Origin of the sequence: Ulvibacter litoralis, assembly GCF_900102055.1 — a bacterium.
Classification (GTDB): domain Bacteria; phylum Bacteroidota; class Bacteroidia; order Flavobacteriales; family Flavobacteriaceae; genus Ulvibacter; species Ulvibacter litoralis.
Map to the genome: position 1 here is coordinate 101,023 of NZ_FNBA01000005.1, position 15,162 is coordinate 116,184.

A 15,162-nucleotide genomic window follows, 5' to 3' on the forward strand; every position below is an offset into this window, starting at 1 on the left:
ATATATGTCTGATGATAAGAAAGTAATTTTTTCAATGTCTGGGTTAACGAAGACGTTTCCAAACGCTCAAACACCAGTTCTGAAAAATATTTATTTAAGCTTTTTTTACGGTGCTAAAATTGGAATTTTAGGATTGAATGGTAGTGGTAAATCTACCTTGTTGAAAATTATTGCGGGAGTTGAAAAAAACTACCAAGGTGATGTGGTATTTGCCCCTGGATATTCTGTAGGGTATTTAGAGCAAGAACCGAAACTAGATGAAGATAAAACGGTGATGGAAGTTGTGCGTGAAGGTGCTGCTGAAACAGTAGCAATCCTTGACGAATACAATAAGATTAACGATATGTTTGGTTTGGAAGAGGTGTATAGCGATGCAGATAAAATGCAAAAGCTTATGGACCGTCAAGCAGTGCTTCAAGACGAAATTGATGCTGCCAATGCTTGGGAGTTGGATACCAAACTTGAAATTGCCATGGATGCATTACGCACGCCAGATGGTGATAAAAAAATAGGCGTGCTTTCTGGTGGAGAGCGTCGTCGTGTTGCGTTGTGTAGATTGTTATTGCAAGAACCAGATGTGTTATTGTTGGATGAGCCTACCAACCACTTGGATGCTGAAAGTGTACATTGGTTAGAGCATCATTTAGCGCAATACAAAGGAACAGTAATCGCTGTAACGCACGATAGGTATTTCTTAGATAACGTAGCGGGTTGGATTTTAGAATTGGATCGAGGAGAAGGAATTCCGTGGAAAGGGAATTACTCATCTTGGTTGGATCAAAAATCAAAACGTTTGGCGCAGGAGAGTAAAACGGCTTCTAAACGTCAAAAAACGTTGGAGCGTGAGCTAGAATGGGTACGTCAAGGTGCAAAAGGACGTCAGACCAAACAAAAAGCACGTTTGAAGAATTACGATAAGTTAATGAGCCAGGATCAAAAGCAACTGGACGAGAAGCTGGAGATTTACATTCCGAACGGACCTCGTTTGGGAACTAATGTGATTGAAGCTTCGGGCGTTAGCAAAGCGTATGACGATAAATTATTATACGAAGATTTAAATTTTAACCTTCCACAGGCTGGAATTGTAGGTGTTATTGGTCCGAACGGGGCTGGTAAAACCACGATTTTCAGAATGATTATGGGTGAAGAAACACCAGACAAAGGAAGCTTTACCATTGGAGAAACGGCTAAAATCGCGTATGTAGATCAGGCACATTCGAATATAGATCCAGAAAAAACCATTTGGCAAAACTTTAGTGACGAGCAAGACTTGGTAATGATGGGTGGCAAACAAGTTAATTCTAGAGCCTATTTAAGTCGTTTTAATTTTAGTGGAAGCGAGCAAAACAAGAAAGTAGCAATGCTTTCTGGGGGTGAGCGGAATCGCTTGCACTTGGCCATGACACTGAAAGAAGAAGGAAACGTTTTGCTATTGGATGAGCCTACCAATGATTTGGATGTAAATACCTTACGAGCGTTGGAAGAAGGACTTGAAAACTTTGCAGGTTGTGCTGTAGTAATTAGTCACGACCGTTGGTTTTTAGACCGTATTTGTACGCACATTCTTGCGTTTGAAGGTGATAGTCAAGTTTATTTCTTCGAAGGTGGTTTTAGTGAATACGAAGAGAATAAAAAACAACGTTTGGGTGGTGATTTAATGCCGAAGCGTATTAAGTATAAAAAATTAATTCGATAATAACGATGCTTAAAAAAATTGTGTTCTTGATGTGTGTTGTTGTACTTGCTTCTTGTGGAGCAAAGAAAAAAGCTACCGATACGGGAGTAGAAACGACTAGTAAAGTTTCTAAAACAACTAAAAAGGTTACGTTGGGAAAAGAAACGGTAGGGTATAAAAGTCTTGGAAATGGAGTGGCTTCTATTGCGATTCAGTTTTATGACAACAATACCTTTAAGTTTGAGTTTGTAAGTATTCCACAACCTGAAAGTGGTGACAAGCCTGTACAGATTTCAGAAAAGGGATTTTATACGTCAGCAGGATCTTGGAAAACAATTACGTTTCAGAATCCTTCTTTTTCTGTGGCTTCTTTATTTGATAGTAATTACAGTACAGGAGACGATTTTAAAGTAGTCGACACCCAATCTGTAGCAATTAATACTGCCAAAAAAGTTATTTCAATTTGGGGTGTTTCATGTGAAAAAAGACAGTAGTTTTTATAGTATATAAAAGTGTTTAAAAAGTAATACTTACTTGGTTTTGTAGGGTTGAGCGCCGTCGAATCCTACTTAAGAGTTAGAGACTTAAAATTTCCGATTTCAATCAACTTGATATAAAAAAAGCGCCATAGCATTCTTGTTATGGCGTTTTTCTATTTTTTCTGAACTGTTTTTAGTTTGAAATAGTTATTTTCTTACTAAGTGTTTTTCCTTCGTTTGTAAATTTTAGTAGGTACATGCCATTTGCAAATCCTTCTGTTGAAACTGAAATCGTTTTTGAAGCTCCAAAGTTTCCGTTAAAGAGTGTTTTGAGTTCTTTTCCAGTAAAATCATACAATGTAATCGTTCCTTCTGAAGTAAACTCGTGCGCGATGGTAATTTCGTTTTGCGCAGGAATTGGATATATTTTAATACTTTCCGAAGCAAGATCATTCGAATTTACACTCAAAATTATATTCGACATATCGTAACTGTGCATCGATCTACCAAATGTTCCAGCATAAAGTGTGTTGGTAGGCTCGTGAATTTTAAGATCTCGAATAATGTTTAAAGGAAGGTCGTTTCCAACGATATCCCAACTGCCGCCGTCATTTATAGAATACCAAACATTAAGGTCGGTGGCTACAAAAAGGATGCTGTTAGCATTTGAAACAATAATATCATTCACAGGAATGCTCGGTAAATTGGAAGAAATATCAGTCCAATTTTGACCTCCATCGATGGTTTTAAAAACGTGTGCATCGTAGTCTAATAAACCATATCCAGAAAAAGTTACATAAGCTGTATTGTCATCTCCAGGAACGGTAGCTAGTGACGTTACGTATCTGTCTGGCAAATTACCACTAACGTTGGTCCAAGAAGTACCTCCGTCGAACGTAACATTTACATTTCCATCATCACTTCCTGTGTAAATTGTATTAGTGTCGTTGTAAGAAGCTGCAATGGCAGTTATCGTACCGTACGCTAATGCACCGCTAGGATGTTGGCCATCGGTAAGGTCTGGGCTAATCGCTGTCCAAGATACCGCTCTATTAGAAGTGTACAATCGATTACTTCCGTAGTACATTATTTCAGAATTGAAAGGAGAGATAATTACGGGAGTATTCCAGTTTACACGGTCTGAACTACTAATTCCGTTGGTTCCATTTGAAAAATTAAAACCACCATCGGTAGATCTTCTTAAGTTTCCATATTGCGATTCTCCATACACGTAGTTGTTGTCGTTAGGATCTACGATGACGTGAAATCCATCACCCCCGATAATCGCATTCCAATCGCTCGTGCCACCTGTTAAGGTACGAATGGTGTTGTTGTCTTGTGTCCCACCATATAAGCGTTCTGGTTGTATATTATCGACTTCAATATTATAAAATTGTGTGATAGGAAGGTTTGTGAACTTGGTCCAAGAAACGCCTCCATTTTCAGAAATATAAGCACCTCCATCGTTTCCTTCCAATATAAAATCGGTATTGTTTCGAGAGTACTCCAATGCGTGATGATCTACGTGCATTCCGTTTACATCCTGCCACGAAGTACCTCCGTTGGTGGTTTTTGCTATTCCTTGTCCAAGAACATAAACTTCATCGGGATTGGTAGGATGTACGCGGAGGTTTCCGAAGTACCAACCAAACGAAGAATCGATACCCGAAAGATCTCCTAAGGTAACTAGACTCCAATTATCTCCATTGTCGTCAGATCTGTAAAGACCGTTGAATTCATTAGTAATTTCATTGGTAGTAAAACGGGCATAGACTGTAGAAGGGTTCGATTCTGAAACCGCAAGCCCAATACGTCCCGTTTGCTCGTTTGCTACAGGTAATCCATTTGCAGCGCCTAATTCGGTCCATGTTGTTCCTCCATCTGTAGAACGATGAATCACAGAACTAAGTCCGCCATAATCTCTTTGCCAAGGCTTACGGGTACGCTCCCACATGGCAGCATAAATTATATTGGTGTTTACAGGGTTCATCGCCACATCGATTGCCGATGTAGAATCGGTAACAAACAGTACTTGTTCCCAATTGGCACCTGCATCGGTAGTTCTGTAGATACCCCGTTCATTGTTTTTACCGTATAATTTACCAGCTACTGCTGTAAAAACTCTGTCAGGATCAGTTGGGTCTACCACAATTCGTCCAATATGATAGCTTTCTGGAAGTCCGACGTTTGTCCAAGAGTTTCCAGCATCGTCACTTCGATAGATTCCGTCACCAAAATATGCACCATCGGTAGCACTTCCATTTGCTTCACCAGTACCTGCATAGATACGTTGTGCGTTTGAAGGAGCAATAGCAATATCACCAATAGATGGTTTTGCGAAATCGTCAAAAACAGGCGTCCAATTGACTCCTTTATCTGTTGTTTTAAAAATTCCACCTGTCGCTGCGGCAACATATAAATGATTGTCGTTATCTGGTGAAATGGCTACGTCGGTGATTCGTCCACCCGTATTTAAAGGACCGACAAGTTCCCAATCCAAAGCAGACCGTGAAGGTCTATTCTCTAAAATTGCCTTTGAAGTAGCAACGGCCTTTTGCATGGCGTCGCGGTTTATAAAGTTATCAGGGTAAGCGCGCTGATTGTACATCCATTCACTTGGATATTCTTTAATAAGACTAGCTTGGTCTTCAGGAGTAGATTCTGTTTTGTTCTTGGAATAAAACAAGAAAACACCAACTAGTAGTGCGATAGGTACTAGTATGCGTATGGTTTTTTTCATGGTAGGAGGTTTTTACCAAAGATAGCATAACAAATCCTAATTTGAAATAGCTCTTAAAAGGAGTATCTTTAGCTTCAAAAATCTTACATATGCAGCGTATTTTCCGATTACTTCCTTTTTTCATGTTTTTTTTCTTTAGTCAGCTTTCAGCTCAGGTGATGTCTAAATTTGAAGCTTTAGATGTTTTTCAGTTAGAATACGCGAACGATCCGCAGATTTCTCCTGATGGGAATTCAATCATCTACCGAAGAACAGGATTTGATATTATGAAAGATGCTTCCAAAGGAGATTTATGGCTATTGAGTAGTGATGGAAAAACCCACGAAAAATTAACGGGGAGAGAAGGAAATGAGAGTCAGGGGAGATGGTCCCCTTCAGGAGATCGAATCGCTTTTGTAAGTAAAGGCGAAAATGGAAATGAAATTTTTGTGTATTGGTTGGTTTCTGGCGCCATGGCAAAGTTGACGCAATTGGAAAACAGTCCGTCGTCACTTACTTGGTCACCCGATGGAGAATCGATTGCTTTTACGATGAAGGTGAATGCAAAAGCACCGGTACTTGTTAAAATGCCAGCCAAACCAAAAGATGCAAAGTGGGCAGAAGCTGCTAGAATTACAGATCGATTGAAACACGAATCTGATGGTTCAGGGTATATAAAACCAGGGTTTACGCATGTTTTTACAATTCCTTCGGAAGGAGGCACGCCACGTCAGCTTACTAGTGGTGACTTTAACCACGGTGGGAGTCTTTCTTGGGCGCCAAACGGAGAACGTATTTATTTTTCAGCGAATAGAAAACCAAATTGGGAATATGACTTTCGAAATAGTGAAGTGTACGTTGTAAATGTTACTACAAGATCTATTATTTCATTAACAGACCAAGACGGCCCCGATAGTTCGCCTATGGTTTCGCCAAATGGAAAATATATAGCGTATACAGGTTATAAAGATAAAGTACAAGCCTATCAGGTACAGACGTTACAACTCATGGATGTTGACGGTTCTAGCAAAAAAACGATTTCTACATCCTTAGATCGGGATGTGGAGAATATTGTTTGGGCAAGCGATAGTAAAGGATTGTATTTTATGTACAACGATTTAGGAGTTACTAAAATCGGATATATGGATTTAAACGGAAAGGTGACGGATATCGTTTCAAACGTAGGAGGAACCACTTTGGGAAGACCCTATGCAAGTGGAAATTTTTCCGTAGCCATAAATGGGGATGTTGTATATACGGTTTCTAAACCAGACAGACCTGCTGAAGTAGCTATAATAGTAAATAACAGTAAAAAAGCTACAACACTTACCGCATTGAATAAAGATCTATTGGATTATAAAACCTTAGGGGCTGTTGAGGAGATTTGGTACAAGTCGTCTGTCGATGGAAGGGATGTTCAAGGATGGGTTGTGTATCCTCCAGGATATCAAAAAGGAGCAAAAGTACCGTTGTTGGTTGAAAATCACGGCGGACCGATTTTAAATTATGGACCTCATTTTTCTTCTGAAATACAGTTGTATGCTGCGGAAGGGTACGCGGTTTTTTATCCGAATCCACGCGGAAGCACAAGCTACGGAGAAGAATTCGGGAATTTGTTGTTTAACAATTACCCAGGGGAAGATTATAACGATGTAATGGACGGTGTGGACCATTTGATTAAATTGGGGGTAGCCGATGAAAAAAGGTTGTATGTTACTGGCGGAAGTGCTGGAGGTATTATGACGGCTTGGATTATTGGGAAGAACAATCGTTTTAAGGCGGCTGTAGTAGCAAAACCCGTTATGAATTGGATTAGCAAGACATTGACGGCCGATAATTATTACGGCTATGCAGACTCTCGTTATCCTGGACAGCCATGGGAGAACTTTGAAAACTACTGGAAATTTTCACCAATTTCACTTGTTGGAAATGTAGAAACCCCAACGATGGTGATGGTTGGAATGGACGATTTGCGAACGCCTCCAAGTGAAGCAAAACAATTATACCACGCATTAAAACTTCGGAAAATTGAAACGGTGTTGGTTGAAATCCCGAGTGCGTCACACGGCATTGCAGCGCGACCTAGTAATTTAATCTCCAAAGTAGCACATACCTTGGCATGGTTTGAGAAGTTTAAATAACAAAATGTTGTTTAGGGAAACCTTATTTTTACGATTTCATATTTAAAAATTGATATGTTGTAAACCGATGCAATCACTTCATTTTCACTTATAAAAGTAAAGCCATAAAGAGCGTACACATTATCTCCAAATATATCGTAGGCAGCTATAGCATTTAGTGGATCTTGCGTGTATCTTTGAATTGTATTACTTATACCGAGATACAGGTAGTTGTTATCCACATCAATTCCTTTAATAGGGCGTATTCCTAAATCGATAATTTCTCCCCATTCATGATTTGCAGGGTCATATTTACTAATATTATTGTAATGATTAACCCACAAATTGATACCGTCAGATCCAATATGATTTGTATTTACATTTCCATTCCCTATTGGTGTTGTGCTTGTTGGCGTACTAAATGTAGGGTCAAATTCGAACAAAGCGATGTTTCTATGAGAGATGGAGTGAGAGACTAAAAATCTATCGTTACTATTGTAAGTAATATTTTTGCTTCTTAAAATAGTTGAAACAGAAGTGGAAATAGGGAGTTGCTCAATACTACCGTTTTCAACGTTAATTTTAGTAATTACAGTGTCGCCATTTAAATTTTCATGAGCATTTGTATACACATGTCCTTCGTAAAAGGTTAAATCTTTAATGGTTTCCGTAGAAAAACTATCTTGCAGCACCATAAATTCAGGAACTACAAGAGTTACCCAATCATTTGCATCTGGAATTGAGGTGTCTATTTTAAATACATATTCAGGTATTCCTTCATAATAAATGGTAAGAATGTCATTTTCCCAAGAAAAAGGAAATTCCTTATTTATAATTAAAAGAGTGCTATCGTTTAATTTTGTATATGGGATATCACCTCTTGAACGGGTTGCATAATCTCCTACGGTACCAAATAAACTGATATTCTCCTCATCAATTTCAGCATTGATATCATGGTCGTAGTTTGACGATAAATTCTTGTATTTACCAACAATACTTATAGGAGCTGGTGGATTAATGGGGTCGTTTTGTTCTAAGGGTTCGATAATTGAATCGTCGTTACTTGCGCACGAAAAGAATATGCTTACAATACAGAGATATGTAATAATTTTTTTCATATTTTTTTGTTTAAAAAATGTGAATAGTATGTTTATTACAAGATAAAAAAAATAAATGTGCTTTACAATGTTTAAAATCAGCACAATACAGGGTGGTCTGTTCTTGAGTGAGACTTTTACGGTATTTATAAAACCTCTAAGAGTAAAGAAATCTTCACGACGTCAGACACATTGTTACAATTCATTTTTTTGTAAATGTTTTTGCGGTGCGTTTGTACCGTATGATCGGATATAAAAAGATCAGTTGCAATTTCTTTGGTTTGTAACCCTTCAGCAATGCGTTTTATTACTTTTTTTTCTTGTGAAGTAAACGATTCTAAAACATCTAGTGTGATTCCTTTGTTTGACAAATCGTTTATTAACTTAACGAAGGTTTTATTTACTTTTTCAAGTTTTGAAGTAATTCGTGTGTCCTCTTGAAGGTAACGTACTTTTTTTTCAGAAAAGAGATTTAAACAATTAATAATTTCTCTTTGATGTAAATGTAAGGGCGTTAATCCATTCAAATCTTCGGTCAAATAAGGGCGAATTAGTTGAGATTTCATAATTAGGTTGATATTAGTTTAGTTGTTGAAACTTGAATAAAACTAACACAAACAATTATGTAACTACCTAATAAAGGGGATGTTTGTCACTAGTAACACATAACCTGTCATGAATAACATAGGGGTGTATTTGGTGACATCATCACTAGCAGCCTATAATGGAGGTTTAGATAAGAGGGTTTCTTTTAATTTTGGTTTGTAGGTTCTAGAGAGTGGCAGCCAAGTTCCATTTTCAAGCATGATTTTGGTTGAATTAATGATTCGGATGTATTGCAGATTTACAACATACGATTTGTGTATTTGAGCAAATCCTTGCGATTGTAATTGTTCGATGCAATTTTTTAAAGTGTCTCGATCTATTTCAGGTTTGTTTGTATCCTTGCTGAAAAATTCCAAATAATGACCATCTGATTTGATATATAGTAAAGCTTCGGTTTTTAATACTGCTTTACTTTTTAAGTGAAGTAATGTTGAAGGAGCTGCAGGAACTTCTTTATTATATTCTTCAAGTTCCTCTCGAAGTAACGTTAGTTCCTTTTTTGAAGCGTTATTACTCTTAATGAAGAAAAACAATAACACACACAGCCCTAAGGTGATTGCAGTAACAATGAAGAAAGTAGACTTATAGAAAGTTTTATCTTCACTAAGGTCGTCAATGACATCGTCTTTTCGGTCTACTTGATGCTTGGTTAATAGGTCATTCAGGTTTTTAGCATTTTCGGTTTTATAGGCTTTATCTTCAAGCTCTTCAGCGTACTTTAAATAGGTGTTAGACGACTTGTAATCTTCTAATTTTTCGTAAGCTTTTGCTAAAACTTCGTAATTGCCTTTTAATTTATTGTCGAGTTTTAGCTTCTTAGCTATAACAATACTACTGTCCACATAGGTAATTGCCTCTTGATACGCTCCTTGGTTAATTTTATTTTGTCCCAATAGCATATAGGCCTCGCATTTTCCGACTTCATTTTTTAATTTTTTAAAACCTCGTAGCGCTTTGGTAAAATATAAGGAGGCGCTATCCGATTTTTTTTCATTTAAAAAAGAACGTCCAATATTTTGATAAGCAAGGTATTCGCCTCTTAAATGTTTTTTTTCTTTGTAGTAAGGGATAATCTTTTTGAGATAGAACCGCGCCGAATCGTATTGTTTTAAGTGATTTAAGTTTACCGAAAGATTGTTGTAAGTTCTGTATTCGTCACGGACGTTTTTTGTTTCTTTCGCAATTCGGAGTGCTTCGTGAAAACTTTTATTTGCTTGTGTGTGATCTTCTAAATTAGATTGTGCGATCCCAATATTCATTAGAACACTCGGTTTTTTGTCTTCTTGTTGTAAACTATCCCAAATGTGTAATGCTTTTTCATAAAGGGTAATCGCTTCAGAATAGTTAGCATTATTTTTTGCTCCAATTCCTAAGCTATTGTAGGCAACGGCAACATTTACATAATCCTTGTTTTTTAGTGCCAAATCGCGTACAATTCCGAAGTAAACCTTAGCGCTATCACCAGTTCCTTTTCGGCCATAGGCAGTCGCTTTGTTAATATAAACTTGTATGGTATTGTCGTATTCATGAATAAGACCTTCGTCCTTAAAAAGTAACGCAGAATCATTATAGACGATGCTTTTCTCCATATCGCCTCGCATATAATTTGACATTCCTTTTAATAGATACCCTTTAATCATCCCTCGTAAATGGCTTGTAGGTTTTGATTTTAGTAAAATACGATCTCCAAAATTGGTAATACTATCTGGAGATTGAGGGTATTTATGGGCTTCCGTAATGAGGGATTCAATCTCAGTATCTATGTTAGATTGAGCGCTTAAAGTGGTAGAAAATAAAAAAAGAAACAAAGAAACTACAGAAAGGATTTTTTTTAAAATCATATCGGGGATTTGGAGCGAAAATGGTTGCGTTGTTTAGTGTTTTAAAGATATAAATTTATGAGAAATTAACAATTCTTTAAGTAAAGCACTTAATGTGCTGATGTTTATATTGTTACCAGTGCTTTTAGATTTTAAAGGAGACTCTAAAATTTTAAAAAAAGGCAATAGAAAACCTAGAATGTTAAAAAACATACTTCTTTTGGGTAGAAATTTTGGACTTCTAATTTAGATAGGCGCCTACTTATTCAGAAATAACATCTGTAATGAGGTATGCAATTGCTTTCGCTACTTGTGGTGCAAAAGGTTGGTAAGTCGAATTACCTTCACAAATATGAACATATGCGCAATTGCTGTTTTTAGCGAAATGGTGCGTAAACTGTCTCGCTTGCGTCATCGTAAATCCGCTCGGCGTCATAGCGCTACTTCCCATGCCTTCAATCGCGTCCATGTCAAGTTCTAATCCAAAATGCGTGTCACAGCAAAAAGTTTCAGCTTGTTGCATGGCTTCTTTAAACGAAAGTGTTCCTTGTACTTCAATCGCTTCAAATAAATTAAATTTCACGCGATCTTTCAGTTCTTCCATTCTATCGAATACTGCTTGTGAAGTATAGTTTCGGTGCAATCCGAAGATAAAATAATGGTCTAATACATTTTCTTCAAACGCATATGAAAATCCATTGCCGCTATGTCTATGTTCTAAAGTTCTAAAATCGGTGTGAGCATCAAAATTGATACAGTTTATAGGTGTTTTCAGCGCTTGAGATGCACCTTTAATGTTTCCGTAGCTATTGTTATGTCCGCCACCAATAACGATGGGAAACTTACCTAAGGCAATAATTTTCTGAATGGTTTCTGAAACCTTTTTATCTATTTCTGAAACTAAGCTGCCTAATTTTTCAGCGTAGTTCGGGTTTTCCTTCGGAATAATTTCTGCATGCGACATTTCATCTTCGCAATTTATTTCACCTAAAATAAGTACGTTTTCAGGCTTTGTAAATTGGTTTTTCTGAACATTACATAGGGTTGCTAAAGCTTCTTTCCAAGCTGTCTTAGAACCATCTCTTCCGTGGTTTGCACGTACGCCAATGTCTTCAGGAATACCTAATAAGACGTATTTAGCCTTGCTGTTCTCAAGAGATTCCCAATTACGGGCAATTTCTATACCTTCACCAAACTTTATCTCTCCAGCACGTTTGTTTAGGATGTTTTCAATATTTTCTTCGGAATAAAAGCTAACTAATTTCATAATTCTTGTCCGTTTAATAGTACTGAGTCAATTAAATTACTTCCAAAGGCATAAGGTAAATACCCATACGACGGAATCTCCTTCGTAATAATCACATTTGCTTTTTTTCCTTTGGTAATGCTTCCATGCGTGTCGCTCAATCCCATCGCATACGCACCATTAATGGTTGCTGCGTTAATCGCTTCTTCTGGGGTAAGACGCATTTTAATACAAGCCGTTGCAACTACAAAATTCATATTTCCACTCGGGGTAGATCCTGGATTATAGTCGGTTGCCAACGCTAATGGAAGTCCGGCGTCTATAATTTTACGTCCTGGTGTGTACGGAATACTTAGAAAGTACGAGCAGGAGGGAAGCGCCACTGGCATTGTATTTGATCCTTTTAAGGCTTCAATATCGTCATCGGTTAGTACTTCTAGATGATCTACACTCAAAGCATTGTGTTCGACTCCCGCTGCAATTCCGCCCAATGCCGTAAATTGATTCACATGTATTTTCGGAATCAAGTTGTACTGTTTTGCTTCGGAAAGTAATCGATGGGTATCGGCTACCGAAAAATAACCTTCTTCACAGAAAATATCTACATAATCGGCAAGTTTATTTTTGGCAATCTTCGGAAGCATTTCGTTGCAAAGTAAATCCATATAGCCTTCCTTATTGTTTTTATAATCTGTAGGAAAGGCGTGCGCTCCTAAAAAGGTCGTTTTTATCTGAATAGGATAATTTTCTCCTAGTTTTTTTGCCACACGAAGCATCTTCATTTCGGCTTCAGTGGTAAGTCCGTACCCACTTTTTATTTCAATAGCTCCGGTCCCTAAAAGCATCACTTCTTCAAGGCGTTTTGCAGATTGTTGGTACAAGGTTTCTTCAGAGGATTCTTGTAGTTTCTTAGCACTATTTACAATTCCGCCCCCTTTTTCGGCTATTTCTTGATACGATAATCCGTTAATTCTATCTACAAACTCTTGTTCTCTATTTCCAGCATATACAAGATGTGTGTGCGAATCGCACCAAGAGGGAAGTACAATCTTACCGGTACAATCTATGGTCTTGTCTACAGAAGTAGTGTTGAGGTCTGTCATCTTTCCGAAGTCAACAATCAAGTCATCTTCTACCAACAACCAAGCATCTTTAAGGGTTGGAAGTTCTTTCATTTCTGAACCACGAAGCATTGAAGGTGCCGTATCGCGAACTTGAAGTAATTCTTTAATATTTGTAAGGAGTAATTTCATACGCTAAAGATAGCAAACCTTAAAATGAATTTATAACTTAGGGCTCCAAAAATTATCATAAAATGAAGACTTCAAAACTGGGGATAAATACCGTTTGCGCACATGTAGGCGAAGTTAAAGACGAACAATTTAAAGGAGCCATTTCTCCTTTATTTATGTCTAGTTCATACGCCTATGAAGATGTAGCGGTAAAACGATATCCACGATATTTTAATACACCAAACCAAGAAGCGCTTGGTAAAAAGATTGCAATGTTAGAGCATTCTGAAGCTGGAATGATCTTCGGAAGTGGGATGGCGGCAGTAAGCACCTCACTTTTGGCTTTTTTACAGAAAGGCGATCACGTAGTAGTTCAAAAAACGATTTACGGAGGTACTTATAACTTTATTGTAGAAGAGTTTCCGAAGTACGGTATCGAATTTTCGTTTACCGACGGATTTTCAGAAGCCGATTTTGCCTCAGAAATAAAAGAAAACACCAAAGTTATTTACCTTGAAACACCTTCCAATCCGTTGATGTTGATTACCGATTTGGAAATGATTGCAAACTTGGCAAAAAAGCACAATCTCGTTTCGATGATTGATAATACGTTTGCTTCGCCTATTAATCAGACGCCTGCCGATTTTGGTATTGATATCATGATTCATAGCGCGACCAAATATATGGGTGGCCATAGTGATATTTGTGCAGGTGCTGTTGCAGCTTCCGAAGTACATATTATGCGTATTTGGAATGTTGGAAAAAATTTAGGAGGAAGCTTAAGCGATTACACCGTTTGGCTGTTAGAGCGTAGTATGAAAACAATGGCCTTGCGCGTAAATGCACAAAGTAAAAATGCCAAACGCATGGCAAAATGGTTGGAAAAGCATCCATTAGTAGCAAAAGTGTATTATCCAGGATTGAAATCGCATCCAGATTATGAATTGGCTAAAAAGCAAATGAAACGATTTTCAGGAATGTTGTCTTTTGAATTGCTTCCTGATATCGATCCAGACGTATTTATGAAATCATTACAACTAGTAAAGCAATCCATGAGCCTTGCTGGGGTGGAATCTACCATATTATCACCCACCAAAACATCGCACGCTTTATTGTCTGCTGAAGAAAGAGCGCACCAAGGAATTGCAGATGGATTGTTGCGGTTTTCTGTAGGGATTGAAGAAAAAAACGACTTAATAGCCGATTTTGAACAAGCTTTTGAAGCTGCCGTAAAAAAACAAGTAGTATAATTGAAGCAAACGCTGAAGTGAATTAAAAACATATGAAATTAGATATTCTTGCCATTGGCGCACACCCAGACGATGTAGAATTAGGATGTGGCGCTACCATAGCAAAAGAAATAAGTAACGGAAAAAGAGTTGGAATTTTAGATTTAACACGCGGCGAATTAGGAACCCGCGGAAGTGCTGAAATCCGTGATATTGAAGCTGCAAATGCTGCAAAAATATTAGGCGCCTCTATGCGTCATAATTTAGAATTTTCGGATGGTTTTTTTGTCAATAATGCCGCAACGCAATTGGAAATCATAAAGATCATTAGAAAGTATCAGCCAGACATTGTTTTGTGTAATGCCATAGACGATCGACATATTGATCACGGAAAAGGAAGTAAATTGGCTAGCGATGCTTGTTTTTTAAGTGGTCTGCCAAAAATAGAAACCTTTCACGAAGGGAATCATCAAAAAGCGTGGCGTCCTAAACATGTGTATCATTACATTCAGTGGAAAAATATTGAACCTGACTTTGTGGTAGATGTAACAGGATTTATAGATAAAAAACGAGCTGCGGTGTTTGCGTATGAAAGTCAGTTTCACAATGCGAATGCAAATGAACCAGAAACTCCAATAACTTCTACTAATTTTAGAGATAGCATAACTTATCGCGCACAAGATTTAGGAAGATTAATAGGAGTAGAGCACGCAGAAGGCTTTACCTCAGAGCGTTTCGTAGCTGTAAAGACATTATCTGATTTGATTTAAAAAAATCTCATCTTTTTCTATTGCGTAACAGTTATAATTGAATTATATTTGCATCCGCTTTCAGAGCGAAATTAAAACGGTGGTTGTAGCTCAGTTGGTTAGAGCATCGGTTTGTGGTACCGAGGGTCGCCGGTTCGAGCCCGGTCTTCCACCCAGAAGTAAAAAGTCT

The 15,162-nt window shown here is 37.7% G+C and carries 11 protein-coding genes and 1 tRNA gene; 6 read left to right on the forward strand and 6 right to left on the reverse strand.

Annotated elements, in window-relative coordinates:
• The first annotated feature begins 4 nt into the window (after positions 1–4).
• Complete coding sequence (gene ettA, locus BLQ00_RS14195) at positions 5–1,696, forward strand: energy-dependent translational throttle protein EttA (RefSeq protein ID WP_093144977.1); 1,692 nt, start codon at positions 5–7, stop codon at positions 1,694–1,696.
• Between the two features lie 5 nt (positions 1,697–1,701).
• Positions 1,702–2,169, forward strand: coding sequence for a hypothetical protein (locus BLQ00_RS14200; protein WP_093144978.1), 468 nt, complete (start codon positions 1,702–1,704; stop codon positions 2,167–2,169).
• Between the two features lie 178 nt (positions 2,170–2,347).
• Here BLQ00_RS14200 and BLQ00_RS14205 read toward each other — a convergent pair whose 3' ends face one another.
• The gene (locus BLQ00_RS14205; protein WP_093144979.1) at positions 2,348–4,894 is read right to left on the reverse strand and encodes a T9SS type A sorting domain-containing protein; all 2,547 of its coding nucleotides are present in this window, start codon (positions 4,892–4,894) and stop codon (positions 2,348–2,350) included.
• Positions 4,895–4,983: 89 nt separating this feature from the next.
• On the opposite strand from BLQ00_RS14205, the gene BLQ00_RS14210 reads away from it, so the two are divergent.
• Positions 4,984–7,014, forward strand: coding sequence for a S9 family peptidase (locus BLQ00_RS14210; RefSeq protein ID WP_093144980.1), 2,031 nt, complete (start codon positions 4,984–4,986; stop codon positions 7,012–7,014).
• 11 nt (positions 7,015–7,025) lie between these two features.
• Here BLQ00_RS14210 and BLQ00_RS14215 read toward each other — a convergent pair whose 3' ends face one another.
• The 5 genes from BLQ00_RS14215 to hutI form a co-directional block, all read right to left on the reverse strand.
• A complete protein-coding gene (locus BLQ00_RS14215) occupies positions 7,026–8,111 on the reverse strand; it encodes a hypothetical protein (protein WP_093144981.1) in 1,086 nt (361 codons plus the stop codon).
• 125 nt (positions 8,112–8,236) lie between these two features.
• Positions 8,237–8,656, reverse strand: a complete 420-nt coding sequence (locus BLQ00_RS14220; protein ID WP_093144982.1) for a helix-turn-helix transcriptional regulator — start codon at positions 8,654–8,656, stop codon at positions 8,237–8,239.
• A gap of 153 nt (positions 8,657–8,809) precedes the next feature.
• Positions 8,810–10,537 carry a LytTR family transcriptional regulator DNA-binding domain-containing protein gene (locus BLQ00_RS14225; RefSeq protein ID WP_093144983.1) on the reverse strand — a complete coding sequence of 576 codons (1,728 nt, stop codon included), beginning with the start codon at positions 10,535–10,537 and terminating at the stop codon, positions 8,810–8,812.
• A 241-nt stretch (positions 10,538–10,778) separates the two neighbouring features.
• On the reverse strand, positions 10,779–11,783 hold the full coding sequence (locus BLQ00_RS14230; protein WP_093144984.1) for a formimidoylglutamase: 1,005 nt from the start codon (positions 11,781–11,783) through the stop codon (positions 10,779–10,781).
• Positions 11,780–13,015: an imidazolonepropionase gene (hutI, locus tag BLQ00_RS14235; RefSeq protein ID WP_093144985.1), complete on the reverse strand. Its 1,236-nt coding sequence runs from the start codon at positions 13,013–13,015 to the stop codon at positions 11,780–11,782. The genes BLQ00_RS14230 and hutI overlap by 4 nt, the downstream gene beginning before the upstream one ends.
• 62 nt (positions 13,016–13,077) lie before the next feature.
• On the opposite strand from hutI, the gene BLQ00_RS14240 reads away from it, so the two are divergent.
• From BLQ00_RS14240 to BLQ00_RS14250, 3 genes are all read left to right on the forward strand, one after another.
• Positions 13,078–14,244, forward strand: coding sequence for a trans-sulfuration enzyme family protein (locus BLQ00_RS14240; protein WP_093144986.1), 1,167 nt, complete (start codon positions 13,078–13,080; stop codon positions 14,242–14,244).
• Between the two features lie 32 nt (positions 14,245–14,276).
• On the forward strand, positions 14,277–14,993 hold the full coding sequence (bshB1, locus tag BLQ00_RS14245; RefSeq protein WP_093144987.1) for a bacillithiol biosynthesis deacetylase BshB1: 717 nt from the start codon (positions 14,277–14,279) through the stop codon (positions 14,991–14,993).
• Positions 14,994–15,071: 78 nt separating this feature from the next.
• A tRNA-His gene (locus tag BLQ00_RS14250) sits at positions 15,072–15,147 on the forward strand.
• The last annotated feature ends 15 nt before the right edge of the window (positions 15,148–15,162 follow it).